The 15,321-nt window shown below is 75.5% G+C and carries 13 protein-coding genes and 1 pseudogene; 7 read left to right on the forward strand and 7 right to left on the reverse strand.

Features of this window, described 5'->3' with window-relative positions; genetic code table 11:
* Window positions 1–4 precede the first annotated feature (4 nt).
* From trpC to lgt, 6 genes are all read left to right on the forward strand, one after another.
* On the forward strand, window positions 5–814 hold the full coding sequence (gene trpC / locus ACZ5D2_RS28555; RefSeq protein ID WP_371678966.1) for an indole-3-glycerol phosphate synthase TrpC: 810 nt from the start codon (window positions 5–7) through the stop codon (window positions 812–814).
* Window positions 815–822: 8 nt separating this feature from the next.
* Window positions 823–1,032, forward strand: a complete 210-nt coding sequence (gene trpM, locus ACZ5D2_RS28560; RefSeq protein ID WP_266838532.1) for a tryptophan biosynthesis modulator TrpM — start codon at window positions 823–825, stop codon at window positions 1,030–1,032.
* Between the two features lie 204 nt (window positions 1,033–1,236).
* Complete coding sequence (gene trpB / locus ACZ5D2_RS28565) at window positions 1,237–2,499, forward strand: tryptophan synthase subunit beta (protein WP_371678968.1); 1,263 nt, start codon at window positions 1,237–1,239, stop codon at window positions 2,497–2,499.
* Window positions 2,496–3,314 carry a tryptophan synthase subunit alpha gene (gene trpA, locus ACZ5D2_RS28570; protein WP_371678969.1) on the forward strand — a complete coding sequence of 273 codons (819 nt, stop codon included), beginning with the start codon at window positions 2,496–2,498 and terminating at the stop codon, window positions 3,312–3,314. Before trpB ends, trpA begins: the two co-directional genes overlap by 4 nt.
* Window positions 3,315–3,409: 95 nt before the next feature.
* Entirely contained in the window at window positions 3,410–4,342 is a 933-nt protein-coding gene (locus tag ACZ5D2_RS28575) for a DsbA family protein (RefSeq protein WP_371678970.1), read from the forward strand.
* A 90-nt stretch (window positions 4,343–4,432) separates the two neighbouring features.
* Window positions 4,433–5,464: a prolipoprotein diacylglyceryl transferase gene (gene lgt, locus ACZ5D2_RS28580; RefSeq protein WP_468933184.1), complete on the forward strand. Its 1,032-nt coding sequence runs from the start codon at window positions 4,433–4,435 to the stop codon at window positions 5,462–5,464.
* Between the two features lie 60 nt (window positions 5,465–5,524).
* On the opposite strand, the gene ACZ5D2_RS28585 is transcribed toward lgt, so the two are convergent.
* The 7 genes and pseudogenes from ACZ5D2_RS28585 to ACZ5D2_RS28615 all read right to left on the reverse strand — a co-directional run bounded on the left by ACZ5D2_RS28585 (window position 5,525) and on the right by ACZ5D2_RS28615 (window position 14,244).
* Entirely contained in the window at window positions 5,525–6,340 is an 816-nt protein-coding gene (locus ACZ5D2_RS28585; protein WP_371678972.1) for an HpcH/HpaI aldolase/citrate lyase family protein, read from the reverse strand.
* Window positions 6,337–7,497, reverse strand: a complete 1,161-nt coding sequence (locus ACZ5D2_RS28590) for a CaiB/BaiF CoA transferase family protein (protein ID WP_371678973.1) — start codon at window positions 7,495–7,497, stop codon at window positions 6,337–6,339. Before ACZ5D2_RS28590 ends, ACZ5D2_RS28585 begins: the two co-directional genes overlap by 4 nt.
* 284 nt (window positions 7,498–7,781) lie before the next feature.
* Window positions 7,782–8,657 (reverse strand): annotated as a pseudogene (gene rbsK / locus ACZ5D2_RS28595) (ribokinase); the annotation flags it as partial.
* Window positions 8,654–9,991 carry an ADP-ribosylglycohydrolase family protein gene (locus tag ACZ5D2_RS28600; RefSeq protein WP_468933246.1) on the reverse strand — a complete coding sequence of 446 codons (1,338 nt, stop codon included), beginning with the start codon at window positions 9,989–9,991 and terminating at the stop codon, window positions 8,654–8,656. The pseudogene rbsK and the gene ACZ5D2_RS28600, both read right to left, overlap by 4 nt.
* 515 nt (window positions 9,992–10,506) lie before the next feature.
* Entirely contained in the window at window positions 10,507–11,652 is a 1,146-nt protein-coding gene (locus ACZ5D2_RS28605) for an ADP-ribosylglycohydrolase family protein (protein ID WP_468933189.1), read from the reverse strand.
* A 7-nt stretch (window positions 11,653–11,659) separates the two neighbouring features.
* Complete coding sequence (locus ACZ5D2_RS28610; RefSeq protein ID WP_468933191.1) at window positions 11,660–13,249, reverse strand: ADP-ribosylglycohydrolase family protein; 1,590 nt, start codon at window positions 13,247–13,249, stop codon at window positions 11,660–11,662.
* Window positions 13,246–14,244: an ADP-ribosylglycohydrolase family protein gene (locus tag ACZ5D2_RS28615; protein WP_266838523.1), complete on the reverse strand. Its 999-nt coding sequence runs from the start codon at window positions 14,242–14,244 to the stop codon at window positions 13,246–13,248. The genes ACZ5D2_RS28610 and ACZ5D2_RS28615 overlap by 4 nt, the downstream gene beginning before the upstream one ends.
* Before the next feature lie 269 nt (window positions 14,245–14,513).
* On the opposite strand from ACZ5D2_RS28615, the gene ACZ5D2_RS28620 reads away from it, so the two are divergent.
* Window positions 14,514–15,245, forward strand: a complete 732-nt coding sequence (locus tag ACZ5D2_RS28620; RefSeq protein WP_371678977.1) for a VIT1/CCC1 transporter family protein — start codon at window positions 14,514–14,516, stop codon at window positions 15,243–15,245.
* The last annotated feature ends 76 nt before the right edge of the window (window positions 15,246–15,321 follow it).

Below are 15,321 nucleotides of genomic sequence, written 5' to 3' on the forward strand. Positions count from 1 at the left end.
TCGCGTGAGTGTGCTCGACGAGATCATCGAAGGGGTCCGCGAAGACCTTGCCGAACGGCAGGCCCGCGTGAGCCTCGACGAGCTCAAGGAGCGTGCCGCCAAGGCGCCCCAGGCCAAGGACGGTGTCGCCGCCCTGCGTGGCGACAGCGTCAAGGTGATCTGCGAGGTCAAGCGCTCCAGCCCCTCCAAGGGCGCGCTGGCCGCGATCGCCGATCCGGCCGGGCTCGCCGCCGACTACGAGGCCGGCGGTGCGGCGGTCATCTCCGTCCTCACCGAACAGCGCCGCTTCGGCGGCTCGCTGGCCGACCTGGAGGCCGTCCGCGCCCGCGTGGACATCCCGATCCTGCGCAAGGACTTCATCGTCACGGCGTACCAGCTGTGGGAGGCCCGCGCCTACGGCGCCGACCTCGTGCTGCTGATCGTCGCTGCCCTGGACCAGGAGGCCCTCGTCTCCCTCATCGAGCGGGCCGAGTCCATCGGCCTCACCCCGCTCGTGGAGGTCCACGACGAGGAGGAGATCGAGCGGGCCGTCGCCGCGGGCGCCAAGATCATCGGCGTCAACGCGCGCAACCTCAAGGACCTCAAGGTCGACCGCTCCACCTTCGAGCGGATCGTCGGAGAGATCCCGCCCCACATCGTGAAGGTCGCCGAGTCCGGCATCCGCGGACCGCACGACCTGATCGCGTACGCCAACGAGGGCGCCGACGCCGTCCTCGTCGGAGAGTCCCTGGTCACCGGACGCGACCCGAAGGCGGCCGTCGCCGACCTCGTCGCCGCCGGAGCCCACCCCGCCCTGCGCCACGGCCGGAGCTGACCCTTCCCATGCCTCCTTCCCGCCCCTCCGTCCGCACCCGACCGGGCCACGGCCCGGCCGGCGTGCCGACGGCGCACGCGCCCCTGGCGCGCGGCTGCCGCCCCCGCGGCTGCCGCGCCCCGGCCCGGCGCGTGCACGGCCGGCGGGTGCGGTACGTGATCGGCTCCGAGCCCGGTCAGGTCAACGGAATGCGATGGCGCGGCGGAGCCGCGCTGTAGACGACGGCCGCCCCGGCCCGGTACGCGAAGACGTGCCGGACGGGAGGTCGCGCACGGCCCCGTGCCCGAGCCCCAGGCTCCGGCGCGGGCCGGGCGTCCGCACGGCGGCGCACCCCCAGCGGGGTGCGCGGGCCGCGGACCGACGGCGCAATACGGTGCAACCAGCCCCCCGTCGCGCATTCCGTACACGTAGGAGTAGTGGCCATGTCCACCAGCTCGTTCTTCATCCCGGACCCGGAGGGTCACGTCCCGAACACCGAGGGCTACTTCGGTGACTTCGGCGGCAAGTTCATCCCGGAGGCGCTGGTCGCCGCCGTGGACGAGGTCGCCGTCGAGTACGAGAAGGCCAAGGGCGACCCGGCCTTCGCCGCCGAGCTCAACGAGCTCATGGTCAACTACACGGGCCGGCCCAGCGCCCTCACCGAGGTGCCCCGCTTCGCCGAGCACGCGGGCGGCGCCCGGATCTTCCTCAAGCGCGAGGACCTCAACCACACCGGCTCGCACAAGATCAACAACGTGCTGGGCCAGGCGCTGCTCACCAAGCGCATGGGCAAGACCCGCGTCATCGCCGAGACCGGCGCCGGCCAGCACGGCGTGGCCACCGCCACCGCCTGCGCCCTCTTCGGCCTCGACTGCACCATCTACATGGGCGAGATCGACACCCAGCGCCAGGCCCTGAACGTGGCCCGCATGCGCATGCTCGGCGCCGAGGTCATCGCCGTGAAGTCGGGCTCGCGCACCCTCAAGGACGCCATCAACGAGGCGTTCCGCGACTGGGTCGCCAACGTCGAGGAGACCCACTACCTCTTCGGCACCGTCGCCGGACCGCACCCCTTCCCGGCCATGGTCCGCGACTTCCACCGCGTCATCGGCGTCGAGGCCCGCCGCCAGATCCTGGAGCGCGCGGGCCGCCTGCCCGACGCCGTCGCGGCCTGCGTCGGCGGCGGCTCCAACGCCATCGGCCTCTTCCACGCCTTCATCCCGGACGCCGACGTCCGCCTGGTCGGCTTCGAGCCCGCCGGACACGGCGTGGAGACCGGCGAGCACGCGGCGACCCTGACCGCGGGCGAGCCCGGCATCCTGCACGGCTCCCGTTCCTACGTCCTCCAGGACGAGGAGGGCCAGATCACCGAGCCCTACTCGATCTCCGCGGGTCTGGACTACCCGGGCATCGGCCCCGAGCACTCCTACCTCAAGGACACCGGCCGCGGCGAGTACCGCGCGGTCACCGACGACGCCGCCATGCAGGCCCTGCGCCTGCTGTCCCGCACCGAGGGCATCATCCCGGCCATCGAGTCGGCGCACGCCCTCGCCGGAGCCCTCGACCTGGGCAAGGAGCTGGGCAAGGACGGCCTGATCGTGGTCAACCTGTCCGGCCGCGGCGACAAGGACATGGACACGGCCGCACGCTACTTCGGCCTGTACGACGGCACGTCCGAGAACGGGACCGAGGGGGAGAACAAGTGAGCAACCAGGGCAACATCGAACTGCTGAGCGCCACCCTCGCGAAGGCGAAGTCCGAGGACCGCGCGGCCCTCGTCGCCTACCTCCCGGCCGGGTTCCCGACCGTCGACGGCGCCATCGAGGCCGCCAAGGCGATCATCGCGGGCGGCGCGGACGTCGTGGAGATCGGTCTGCCGCACAGCGACCCCGTCCTGGACGGCGCGGTCATCCAGACGGCCGACGACATCGCCCTGCGCGGCGGCGTCAAGATCGCCGACGTGCTGCGGACCGTGCGCGAGACCTTCGAGGCCACCGGGGTCCCGATCCTCGTCATGACCTACTGGAACCCCATCGACCGCTACGGCGTCGAGCGGTTCACCGCCGAGCTGGCGGCGGCGGGCGGCGCGGGCTGCATCCTGCCCGACCTTCCGGTCCAGGAGTCCGCGCTGTGGCGCGAGCACGCGGCGGAGCACGGTCTGGCGACCGTGTTCGTCGTGGCCCCCAGCAGCCGTGACGAGCGCCTGGCGACCATCACGGCCGCCGGTTCCGGCTTCGTCTACGCCGCCTCGCTCATGGGCGTCACCGGCACCCGCGAGTCCGTCGGCAACGAGGCCCAGGAGCTGGTGCGCCGCACCCGCACCACCACCGAGCTGCCGGTCTGCGTGGGTCTGGGCGTCTCCAACCCCGTCCAGGCCAAGCAGGTGGCGAGCTTCGCCGACGGCGTGATCGTCGGTTCGGCCTTCGTGAAGCTGCTGCTGGACGCGCCGGACGAGCAGGCCGGGCTGGCCGCCGTACGGGCCCTGGCGGGCGAGCTCGCGGAAGGCGTACGCAGGTCCTGACGCCGGGCGGGCCCCGACGGGGGTTCTGTAGCCCGATCGAGTGGAAACGGGAGCGGGGAGGCACGCGAGTGCCTCCCCGCTTCGTTTGGCCGAACGTGAGCGAGAAGAACGACGGTGCGAACCGCGATGCGACGACGAAACGATCGGCCCGGGAGCGACTCCAGCAGGAGCGCGAGCGGCAGAAGACCCGGGACAAGCGCCGGCGGACCCTCATCGTCTCGGCGGCGGTGGTCGGCGTCCTCGGCCTGGCGGCCGTGGTCGGCCTGATCGCCGCCAACACCGGGTCCGGGGACAAGTCCGCCAAGGCCGGTCCGGTGGCCGCGCCGTCGGGAGCCACCGGCAAGGACGCGCTCGCCATCCAGACCGGTCCGGCCGGGGCCAAGTCCCAGCTGACCGTCTGGGAGGACTTCCGCTGCCCCGCCTGCAAGGCCTTCGAGACCAACTACCGGGACACCATCCACGACCTGGAGTCCAGGGGGCTGCTCAAGGTCGAGTACCACCTCGTCACCCTGATCGACGGGAACATGGGCGGCAGCGGCTCGCTCAAGGGCGCCAACGCCGCCGCCTGCGCCCAGGACGCCGGAAAGTTCGCCGCCTACCACGACCTCCTCTTCCAGAACCAGCCGGAGGAGACCGACGACGCCTACGGCAAGAACGCCAGGCTGCTGGAGCTGGCCGGGAAGGTGGACGGCCTGGACACCGCCGCGTTCCGCTCCTGCGTGGAGGACGGCACGCACAACAGCTGGGTCGGCAAGTCGCACGGGGCCTTCGCGGCCGGCAAGTTCCGCGGCACCCCGACCGTCCTGCTCGACGGCAAGGACATCTTCGCCGACCAGGCCGATCCGCTCACCCCCCAGAAGCTGAAGGCGAAGGTCGAGGCCGCCGCCGGGGTCCCGAAGGGCAAGCCCTCCGGCTCGGCGTCTCCGTCGGCCGCCGCGTCCCCGTCGGCGTCGGCCTCGGGCAGGGCGTCCGGGTCGGGCGGCTCGAAGTCCCTGTCCAAGGGGGCAGCGGGGGCAGCCCAGGAGTGACCGGCCGGCCTTCGCCGTGTGTGGTTTTGGTTTCAGCTTGCCGGGCGGGTTGCGGTCGGTACCGCCCGGCAGGGTAGCGTCATGTCTGCCATGACCCTTGCCTATATCCCCAGTCCGTCGACCGGCGTGATCCATCTCGGACCGATCCCGCTCCGCGGCTACGCGTTCTGCATCATCATCGGCGTCTTCGTCGCCGTCTGGCTCGGCAACAAGCGGTGGATCGCGCGCGGCGGAAAGCCGGGCACGGTCGCGGACATCGCCGTGTGGGCGGTGCCGTTCGGCCTCGTCGGCGGCCGCCTCTACCACGTGATCACCGACTACCAGCTCTACTTCGGCGAAGGCCGCGACTGGGTCGACGCCTTCAAGATCTGGGAAGGCGGCCTGGGCATCTGGGGCGCGATCGCGCTCGGCGCGGTCGGAGCCTGGATCGGCTGCAGGCTGCGCGGCATCCCGCTGCCCGCCTGGGCCGACGCCCTGGCCCCCGGCATCGCCATCGCCCAGGCCTTCGGCCGCTGGGGCAACTGGTTCAACCAGGAGCTCTACGGGCGCGCCACCGACCTGCCGTGGGCGCTGAAGATCAGCGAAGGGCCCAACCGGGTCGCCGGCACCTACCACCCGACCTTCCTCTACGAATCGCTGTGGTGCCTCGGCGTCGCGGCGCTGGTGATCTGGGCCGACCGCCGCTTCAAGCTCGGGCACGGCCGGGCCTTCGCCCTGTACGTGGCCGCGTACTGCCTGGGCCGCGGCTGGATCGAGTACATGCGGGTCGACGAGGCGCACCACATCCTCGGGGTGCGGCTGAACGTCTGGACCGCGATCGTGGTCTTCATCCTCGCGGTGGTCTACTTCGTCCTCTCGGCGAAGCTGCGGCCGGGCCGCGAGGAGGTCGTGGAACCGGAGACCGGTGCGGGTGCCTCCGGCGGTCCCGCCGAGGCGGCGGCGCTCGACGCCGGGGCCGGTGGTGCCAAGACCGGCGACGCCAAGACCGGCGACGCCAAGGAGCCCGAGGGGGCCGTCAAGGCCGATCTGCGCAAGCCCGGCACCGGCACCGGGGCCAAGGCCGGGGCCGAGGCCGGGGCCGAGGCCGGGGCCGAGGCCGGGGCCGAGGCCGACAAGAGCTGAACGGGTCCCACCGGAGGGGGCGTCGCGCGGGCCGCGGCGCCCCCTCCGGCGTACCCGGGGTCAGCGCGCGTCCGCCCGGCGGGAGAGGGTCAGGGTGCGGTGGGCCGCGGCCACCACGGCCGGGTCCACGAAGCGGCCGTCGGGCAGGGCCAGGGCCCCCGGGGTGGCCCGGGCGGCGGTGACGATCTCCTCGGCGGCGGTGACCTCCTCGGGCCGGGGGAGGTAGGCCCCCTCGATCACCGGGAGCTGGCGGGGGTGGATCGCCGCCCGGCCGAGGAACCCGAGCGCCCGGCCGCGCGCGCAGGAGGCGGCCAGTGCCTCCAGGTCCCGGATGTCCGGGAACACCGACTGGGCCGGCGGCGCCAGCCCGGCCGCGCGGGCGGCGACCACCACCCGGGAGCGCGGCCAGTCCAGCCCGGCCTCCGCGGTGACGCCCAGGTCGGCCCGGAGATCGGCCTCGCCGAGGGTCAGCCCGTGCAGGGACGGGTGTGCGCGGGCGATCTCGTAGGCCCGCTCCACGGCCAGTGCGGACTCCAGCAGCGCGTACAGGGCCACCCCGCCCGCCCGGTCGGCGACCCGGCCGATCTGCTCGGGGGCGTCGATCTTCGGCAGCCGCAGTCCCGCGAGCCCGCGCAGCCGGACCAGCGCGGTGAGGTCGGCGCCGGCCCAGGGGGAGCCGAGCGCGTTGACGCGGACGTGGACGGGGACCGGGGGCCGCTCGCTGAGCAGCTCGGCGGTGGCCGCGCGGGCGTACTCCTTGCGGGAGGCCGATACCGAGTCCTCCAGGTCGACGATGACGGCGTCCGCCCCGCACCGCAGGGCCTTGGCCACCACCTCGGGGCGGTCCCCGGGGGCGTAGAGCCAGGTCAGGATCACAGTGCACGCTCCGTTCGGAGGGCGGCGATCTCGGCCCCGGTCAGGCCGAGCTCGGTCAGGACGGCATCGGTGTCGGCGCCGTGCGGGCGGCCCGCCCAGCGGATCCCGCCGGGGGTCGCGGACAGCCGGAAGAGGACGTTCTGCATGCGGACCGGGCCCAGCTCGGGGTCCTCGACCTCGGTGACCGTGTCCAGTGCGGCGAACTGCGGGTCGGCCATCACGTCCCGGACGTCGTAGACCGGGGCCACCGCAGCCTCGGCCTCCTCGAAGGCGGCGACCACGTCGTCGGCCTTGTGGCGGCCGATCCAGCCGCCCACCGCCTCGTCGAGGACGTGCGCGTGGGCGGCCCGCCCGGAGCCGGTCGCGAACCAGGGCTCCGCGATCAGCTCCGGCCGGCCGACCAGCCGCAGCACCCGCTCGGCGACGGACTGCGCCGAGGTGGAGACGGCCAGCCAGCGGCCGTCCGCGCTGCAGTAGGTGTTGCGGGGCGCGTTGTTGGTGGAGCGGTTTCCGGTGCGCGGCTGGACGTAGCCGAGCTGGTCGTACCAGAGCGGGTGGGGGCCCAGCACGGTGAGGATCGGCTCGATGATCGCCAGGTCCACGACCTGCCCGCGGCCGGTGCGGTCCCGTCCCGCGAGCGCCGTCATCACGGCGTACGCGGTGGTGAGCGCGGCGATCGAGTCGGCGAGGCCGAAGGGCGGCAGGGTGGGCGGGCCGTCCGGCTCGCCGGTGATCGCGGCGAAGCCGCTCATGGCCTCGGCGAGGGTGCCGAAGCCGGGCCGGTGGGCGTACGGGCCCCGCTGGCCGAACGCCGTGACGCGGGCCAGCACCAGGCGCGGGTTGGCGGCCGACAGCTCCGGCCAGCCCAGACCCCACTTCTCCAGGGTGCCGGGGCGGAAGTTCTCGACGACCACGTCGGCGGTGGCGGCCAGCCGCAGCAGGGTGTCCCGGCCGCCGGGGGTGGACAGGTCGAGGGTGATCGTCCGCTTGTTCCGCCCGAGCAGCTTCCACCACAGCCCGACGCCGTCCTTGGCGGGGCCGTGGCCGCGGGAGGGGTCGGGGCGGTCGGGGTGCTCGACCTTGACCACCTCGGCACCGAAGTCCCCGAGCAGGGTGGCGGCGAGCGGCCCGGCGAAGAGGGTGGCGAGGTCGAGCACCCGGAGCCCTTCCAGCGGCCCCGGGGAGCGGGGCCCGAACCCGGGGGCCCTCACAGGTCACCCCCGCACCCGGGCCGGGCCCCGGCGGCGGTCCCGGCGGCGCCGGCGGCGGCGGCCGGGTCGGCAGGGTCGGCCCCCGGCCCGGATCCGGCTTCCACCCGAGCGGCGGTGCCGGTGCCGGTGTCGGTCCCGGTGCCGGTGTCGGTCCGGGAGTCGGCGCGGGAGCCGGTCCCGGCGCCGGGGGCCGGGGCCGGGTTCCGGGCCGGGGGCGGGGCCGTCGGGTGGTCGACCTCGGCGCGGGTCGGCATCGAGTCCTGGGCGCCGTGGCGCTGCACCGACAGGGCGGCCGCCCGGGAGGCCCAGTCCAGTGCCCCGGGCATCGGACGGCCCTCCCCGAGGGCCACGGCGAGGGCCCCCACGAAGGTGTCCCCGGCGGCGGTGGTGTCCACCGCCCGCACCCGGGGCGCCGCTACGGTCACCGGCTCCCGCCCGCGTGCCGCGTACAGGGCGCCGGCCGCGCCCAGGGTCACCACCACCTCCGGCACGTCGCGCAGCAGGGCCTCCGCCGCTGCGAGGGGATCGGTGCGGCCGGTGAGGGCCGCCGCCTCGTGCTCGTTCGGCACCAGGAGGTCGATCAGCTCCAGCAGTTCCCGCGGCAGCGGACGCGCGGGGGCCGGGGTGAGGACCGTACGGACCCCCTGCTCGCGGGCGGCCGCGGCGCCCGCGAGGACGGCCTCCAGGGGGAGTTCGAGCTGGAGCAGCAGGCAGTCGGCGGCCCCGATGCGGGAGGCGTCGCCCGCCTCCAGACCGGTGACGGTGCCGTTCGCGCCGGGGATCACGACGATGCTGTTGGCGCCCTCGTCGTCGACCGTGATGTGCGCCGTGCCGCTGGCCGTCTCGACGGTGCGCAGCGCGGCCGTCTCGACCCCGGCCGCGGTGAGCGCGGAGCGCAGCCGTACGCCGAACTCGTCCGCCCCGACGGCGCCGATCATCACCACCTCCCCGCCGAGGCGGGCGGCGGCCACCGCCTGGTTGGCGCCCTTGCCGCCGGGGACGGTGCGGAACTCCCGTCCGGTGACGGTCTCCCCGAGACGGGGTGCCTGGGGCACGTAGGCGACGAGGTCCATGTTCGTACTGCCGAGCACGGCGATGGCCGTCATGATCGGGCTGCCTCCTGGGCGGTGAGGTGGGCGAGGGTGTCGAAGCCGATGCCGTCGAATCCGGCGACGGTGGTGGCGAGGCGGTTCTTGAGGGGCGCCGTCCAGCGCTCCGGGATGCGGTCGGGGGACCCCGTCAGGATCCCCGCGACCGAGCCGGCCGTGGCGCCGTTGGAGTCGGTGTCCCAGCCGCCGGAGACGGCCCGGCACACGGAGTGGGTGAAGTCCCCGTCGGCGTGGGTGAGGGCGGCGGCGATCAGGGCGGTGTTGGGGAGGGCGTGCACCCAGTGGTAGTGGCCGTAGCAGGCGTGCAGCCGGTCCACGACCCGGTCGAAGTCCGCCTCGTCGCGGGCGGTACGGATCCCGAAGCGGACGGCGTCGGCGAGGCGCGAGCGGGGCGGTACGACGGCCAGCCCGGCCCGGAGCGCGGTGTGCACGTCGGCCCGGCCGCCGGCGGCCTCGGCGATCGTCGCGGCGGTGAAGAGGGCGGCGTACACGCCGTTGGCGGTATGGGTGAGGGTGGCGTCCCGGTAGGCCTGTTCGGCGGCGGCGGACGGGTCGCCGGGGTTGGTCCAGCCGTGCACGTCGGCGCGGATCAGGGCCCCGATCCACTCGCGGAAGGGGTTGTGGTGGGTGGCGGTCTCCGGGGGCTCCAGGCCGAGGAGGAGGTTGCGGTAGGCGACGCGTTCGGCGGTGAAGGCGCGGCCGGCCGGGAGCTCGTCCAGCCAGAGGCGGGCGAGGTCGGCGGTGGCGAAGGCCTTGCCGTGCCGCTGGAGCAGGAGGAGGCCGAGGAGGGGGTGGTCGAGGTCGTCGTCCTCGGGGACGCCGTCGATGTTCTCGGCGAGGGAGGTGGCGGCGGAGCGGCGGTTCCACGGGTGGGCGGCGAGGAGCTCCGCGGGGACGCCGCGGGCGGTGAACCAGTCGGCCAGCGGCCAGTTGCCGGTGGCGCGGGCGAGGGCGCGGATGCCGTCGAGGGGGAGCTTCTCGACGGGCTTGCCGAGCACGCAGCCGACGGCCCGGCCGAGCCAGGCGGCCTCCAGCCTGCGGCGCAGCACGGGATCGGGCCCGAGGCCCGACCGGCCCCCGGCCCCGCACCCGCGCCCCGGCCCCGATTCCGGCTCCGGCCCGGCGCCCAGCCTGGGCGCCGGGCCTGGTGCGGCGGGCCGCTCGGCCGTCCGGTTCCGCTGGTGCGGTCCGCCTGCCGCCGCCGGCCCCGCCTCGCCCGGACCCCGGTCCGGGGGCGGTGCGGTGACCCCGGCGGCCCGCGCACCGGGGCTCCGGGGGTGGTGGCCCGGGAGGCGGGCGTGGCGCGCCTCCGCAGTGGGGTCGCGGTCCAGGGGCCCGGTTCCGTGGGCCGGCCGGCCGGGGTCCGTTCCCGTGCCTCGCGGACCGGGGTACGGGGATCCGGTCGCGGGCGCGGGACGGTCCGGACCGTGCGGCCGGGAGTCCTGGGTGGCGGGGCTCCGCCCGGGGCGGGACGCGGCCCGTGGGTCCTCCGGGGCGGGTGCCGGGGGGACCGGGGGCCAGGTGGCCCGGATCGCCGGCCAGGCGGTGGGTTCCGTCGCGGCCGACGGGGCCGGGAGGGCGGCGAGTTCGTCCAGCAGTCGGGAGGCCAGGGCACGGAGTTCCGGCGGGGCCGGGGCGGGGGAGGCGCCGGTCCGCACGGGGGCCGGCCGGCCGCCCGCGGCCGTCCAGGCGCGCAGCACGGGCCCGGCGTCCCGGCCGTCCTCCGCGGCCTGCCGCAGCTCGTGCCCGATCAGGTCCTCGGGCTGCGCCCAGGTCAGCCGTACGGGGGCCACCCGGGCGCCGGCCCCGTGACCGGGCGTGGCCGGTTCCCCGGCCGGATCCCCCGTCACCGCGGGGAGGCGATGGCCGTGAAGGCCGTCTCGTGGGCGCGGCGGCGCTCCCGGTCGCGGGCGAAGACCTCCCGGGCGACCGCCGCCAGCTCCGCGGCCGGCCCGTGCAGGTCGAGGCGGCTGGCCTCGGCGACCCGCTTGGCCCACCCCTCGGGCACGGCCCCCGCACCGCCCAGCGCGCCCGCGATCGCGCCCGCCATGGTGGCGGTGGAGTCGCAGTCGCGGCCGTAGTTGACGGCGCCGAGCACGGCGGCCTCGTAGGCGCCGTCCGCTACGAGCAGCATGCCGAGGGCGACGGGGAGCTCCTCGATGGAGTGCAGCCGGGACGGCCGCCGGGCGCCGAGGGAGGGCGCGCGGTAGTCCGGGCCGACCGAGTCGTACGGGGCCACTGCCTCCCGGAGCGGAGCCAGCGCCGACTCGAAGTCCCGGTGCCGGGCGGCGACTTCGCGCACGGCGGCGATGGCGGCACGGGTGCCGTCCTTCGCCAGGGCCACGGCGGTCTCCACTACCGAGGCGGCGCTCGCGCCCGGTGCGCAGGCCGCCGCCACCGCCGCCGCGAAGACGCCCGCCGCCTCCCGCCCGTACGAGGACTGGTGCGCGCCGGCGACGTCGAGGGCCTCGGCGTACGCGGCGGCCGGGTTGCCCGCGTTGACCAGTCCGACCGGTGCCATGTACATCGCCGCACCGCAGTTGACGATGTTGCCGGTGCCGGCCTCGCGGGGGTCGGCGTGCGCGTAGTGCAGCCGGGTCACGATCCACTTCTCGGCGAGGAACACCCGCTGGAGGGGCAGGGCCTCCGCCTCCAGTTCCGGGATCCAGCGGGGGACCGTCATCAGGTCCGGGACCAGGTGGTCGGCGACCGCGTACGCGTCCAGGTGGTCCCGGACGGTCGCGTACACCCGGACCAGCGCGTGCGTCATCAGGGTGTCGTCGGTGACGTGGCCGTCGCCCTTGTGGTACGGCGCGATGGGGCGGGCGGTGCGCCAGTCCTCGTACCAGGGGCCGACGATGCCGTGCACGCGGCCGCCGTGCCGTTCCACGATCCGGTCGGGGGACCAGCCCTCCACGGGGCCGCCGAGCGCGTCGCCGACGGCGGCTCCGACGAGGGCCCCGGTGAACCGGTCCTCCAGTGTGAGCGTCATGTCCGAATCATCCCTTGGGTGAGGTGAGTTCCGTACGGGTGAGCAGGGCGGCCAGTTCCACGAGGTCGGTGCCGGCGAGGCGGGGCAGGGCGCAGCCGGAGAGGGTGCGGCAGGCCTCGCGCCAGGCCGCGGGGAGGGAGTCGCCGCCGCCGAGGGCTCCGGTGAGGGCGCCCGCGAGGGCCGGGGCGGAGTCCGCGACGCGGGAGAGGCAGGCGGCGGCCGGGACGGCTTCGGCGACGCGGCCGCGGGCGGCGGTGGCGAGGGCGAGGGCGACGGGGACGGTCTCGGCGGCGGCGATGCCGTAGCTGTAGACGTGGTCCACGATCTGGTGTTCCAGGAGGGGGACGAGGGCGAACGCGCCGGCCCCGCCGTCGGCGCGGGCGAGTTCGACGGCGTGCCGGGCGTTGCGGCCGATCTCGGTGGCGGCGGGCAGCTGTTCGAGGGCGGCGTCGACGGCGGTGTCGGTGTCCGCGCCCGCGAGGGCCGTGGCGAGGGCGGCGGCCATGGCGCGTGCCCCGTGGACGCCGTCGCCGTCCTGGGTGTAGCGGGCGTCGAACTCGGCGAGGTCCGCGGCGGCCCGGGGGTCGCCGGGGTGGACCACGGCGAGCACGCAGGCGCGGACGCAGGCGGCGTCGTCGAAGTAGTGCGGGTTGTCGTGGCCGGTGGCGGGCGGGCGCAGGCCGGCGGCGAGGTTGCCGAGGCCGGCGCGGACGGAGATGCGGGCGCGCAGGGGGAGCACGGCGGACTCGACCTCGGGGGCGCGTTCCGCTGCCGCGGCGATTTCGGAGGCCAGGGCGTTCCAGGCGAGGTCGATGGCGGCGCGCATGCGGCGGGACCGGGAGAGGTCGCTGAGCAGCACCCCGGCGGCGGTGAGGACGGACTCGGCCGCGAAGGCGGCCCATTCGGCGTCGTCGGAGGGGCCGAGGCGGAGCGGCTCGGGGGGCTGGTTGAGGGCGATGGGGACGGGGAGGGTGGTGGTGGCGTTCTGCTCGGCGAAGGTGTCGAGCTCGCGGGTGAGGCGGCGGGTCCACTCGGGCATGCGGCTGGCGCGGTGGCGGGCGGCGGGCCAGCCGGCGGCGTCTCCGGCGGCGAGACCGAGGAGGAGCCCCTCGATCCGTCGCGGCGCGCGTGCCGGTGGAGGTCCGTCCGGGGTACGGGTCTCCGGGCGCGGGGCGCCGCCGGGCGCGGAGGCTCCCCGCGCCCCGCCCGGCCCCGCGACCGGGGGCGGCCCCCCGGGCCCGGTCGCGGGGGCCTCCCGGAGCCGGACCCGCACGAACGCCGGGGGCGGACCCCCGACGCCGTGCCGGGACCCTGGCCCGGCCGGGCCCGCCGGGGCGACGGACACCCCGCCGGCTTCCACCACTCCGCGGCCTCCGGGGGCCGGGGCCGCGGCCAGGCCTGCCGCCGGAGCCGTGGCCTGGGCGGGAGTCGGAGTCGCGGGCGCCGCCTGGGCCGGGCCCTCGGTCGGGCCTGGGGCCGGAGCCGGGCTCGCGGCCGGACCCGGAGTCGGGCCCGGAGTCGGGCCCGGAGTCGGGACCGTGGTCGGAGCTGCCGTCGGAGTCGGCGGCGGCGGGGGCAGGGTGGGGTTCGGGGTCATCGGGGCGGCTCGGTTTCCGGGGTGAGGAGGTCCGCGATGTCCAGGACGTGGTAGCCCCGCATCGAGGGGAGGCAGCTGCCCCGGACCGGGCCGATGGCCGATGCCCAGGCGGCGGGGATCGCGGCGGCGCCGGACAGGGCCCCGGCCAGGGAACCCGCCACGGCGGCGGTGGTGTCGGCGTCCCGGCCCATGTTGACGGCGGTCAGGACGGAGGCGGAGAAGTCGCCCGCGCAGGCGGCGAAGGCCCCGAACGCCAGGCCCACCGCCTCCGGGGCGAGGTCCGTCCACGGGTAGCCCCCGATGACCACCGCCGACCGCACCGCCCGCTCCCCGCGCGGGGCGGCGGTGACAGCGCGCCGCAGGGAGCGGGCCGTCCAGGAGTCGGACGGGATGACCGACAGGGCCGCCGAGACCACGGAGGCGGGGGAGCCGCCCGCCATCGCCGCCGCGACCCCGGCGGCCACGGCCTGGCCCCCGTAGATGCCCTCGCCGTCGTGGCTGACCGAGCCGTCGATGGCGACGAGCCGGGCGGCTTCCGCCGGGCGGCCCGCCGCGAACACCCCGAACGGGGCCGCCCGCATGGCGAGGCCGTCGCTCCAGGCGTGGCGGTGCTGCGCCGAGATGGGCGCGGCCAGGCCCCGCCGGAGGTTCTCCAGGGTGCCGCGCTCCGAGAAGCCGGCCCCGCGGAAGGGGCCCTCGTCCAGGTCCGCGATCCAGTGGTGCCAGGCCCGTTCGACGTGGGCGACGGTGAGCGCCGAGCCGTGCCGGGCCAGCAGCAGGCCCGAGAAGATGGCGTACTCCGTGTCGTCCGTGCCCGCCGGGTCGTCCGAGACGAAGCCCTCGATGCGGCCCCACTTCGCCCGGATCTCCGACGGCTTCATGTTCTCCGCGGGGGCGCCCAGCGCATCGCCCACCGCGAGGCCGAGAAGAGCGCCCCTGGCCCGTTCGAGGACGACCTGCGGATGGGCCTGCGGAAGGGATGCGATCAGCTCCATGGCGCGCCTCTCCACTTGATGGGACTCATGATGAGCCCTTGGGGGATTTGTGCCACGGCATGAGGTTTGTCGCTCGCCGCGAAACGCCCCGCGAACGTCGCCGTCACCCGGTCGCCGACCCGCGAAACCCCAGGTAAGTACGGCCTTCCTTGCTGGCGGGCGGCAGAAATCGTGCGTAGTTTCGAGGTGTTCAGGGGGTGCCCGGATGGTGGGCACGGCTGCGCGGTGCCTTCGCGTACCCACTCGTACGAAAAGGGGAGATTCGACGCATGTCCATCATCGACATCGAAGCGCCGCTGCACACCGCCCACCGCGACAACCACACCCACCGCGACGTCAACGGCGGATGGCTGCGGCCCGCCGTGTTCGGCGCCATGGACGGCCTCGTCTCCAACCTCGCGCTGATGACCGGTGTGGCCGGCGGTGCCGTCGCCCCGCAGACGATCGTCATCACCGGCCTGGCGGGCCTCGCGGCCGGCGCCTTCTCGATGGCGGCCGGGGAGTACACCTCCGTCGCCTCGCAGCGCGAACTGGTCCTCGCCGAGCTGGACGTGGAGCGCCAGCAGCTGCGCAAGCACCCCGTCGACGAGATGGAGGAGCTCGCCGAGCTCTACGTCTCGCGGGGCGTCGAGCCCGCCCTCGCCCGCGAGGTCGCCATGCAGCTCTCCCGCGACCCGGAGCAGGCGCTGGAGATCCACGCCCGCGAGGAACTCGGGATAGACCCGGACGACCTGCCCTCGCCGCTCGTCGCCGCCGTCTCGTCCTTCGGGTCCTTCGCGCTGGGCGCGCTGCTGCCCCTGCTGCCCTACCTGCTCGGGGCGACCGCCCTGTGGCCGGCCGTGCTGCTCGCGCTCATCGGGCTCTTCGCCTGCGGCGCGGTCGTCGCACGGGTCACCGCCCGGTCCTGGTGGTACAGCGGCGCCCGTCAGCTGCTCCTGGGTGGTGCGGCCGCCGGTGTGACGTACATCCTGGGAACCTGGATCGGTGGCGTCGTAGGCTAACCGCCGCGAGAGTGAGACACTATGCAGTACGCAACATAAGTAGTCCGTTACCCGGCGGTTTCGATTCCGTGACCGC

This window comes from Streptomyces sp. NPDC031479, from assembly GCF_055581065.1.

Excerpts from the sequence above, each read along its gene's own strand:
- ACZ5D2_RS28620 (WP_371678977.1), top strand. The coding sequence starts at position 14,514 with ATGTCCATCATCGACATCGAAGCGCCGCTGCACACCGCCCACCGCGAC.
- ACZ5D2_RS28605 (WP_468933189.1), bottom strand. The coding sequence starts at position 11,652 with ATGACGCTCACACTGGAGGACCGGTTCACCGGGGCCCTCGTCGGAGCC.
- ACZ5D2_RS28615 (WP_266838523.1), bottom strand. The coding sequence starts at position 14,244 with ATGGAGCTGATCGCATCCCTTCCGCAGGCCCATCCGCAGGTCGTCCTC.
- trpM (WP_266838532.1), top strand. The coding sequence starts at position 823 with ATGCCTCCTTCCCGCCCCTCCGTCCGCACCCGACCGGGCCACGGCCCG.
- lgt (WP_468933184.1), top strand. The coding sequence starts at position 4,433 with ATGACCCTTGCCTATATCCCCAGTCCGTCGACCGGCGTGATCCATCTC.
- trpB (WP_371678968.1), top strand. The coding sequence starts at position 1,237 with ATGTCCACCAGCTCGTTCTTCATCCCGGACCCGGAGGGTCACGTCCCG.
- ACZ5D2_RS28610 (WP_468933191.1), bottom strand. The coding sequence starts at position 13,249 with ATGACCCCGAACCCCACCCTGCCCCCGCCGCCGCCGACTCCGACGGCA.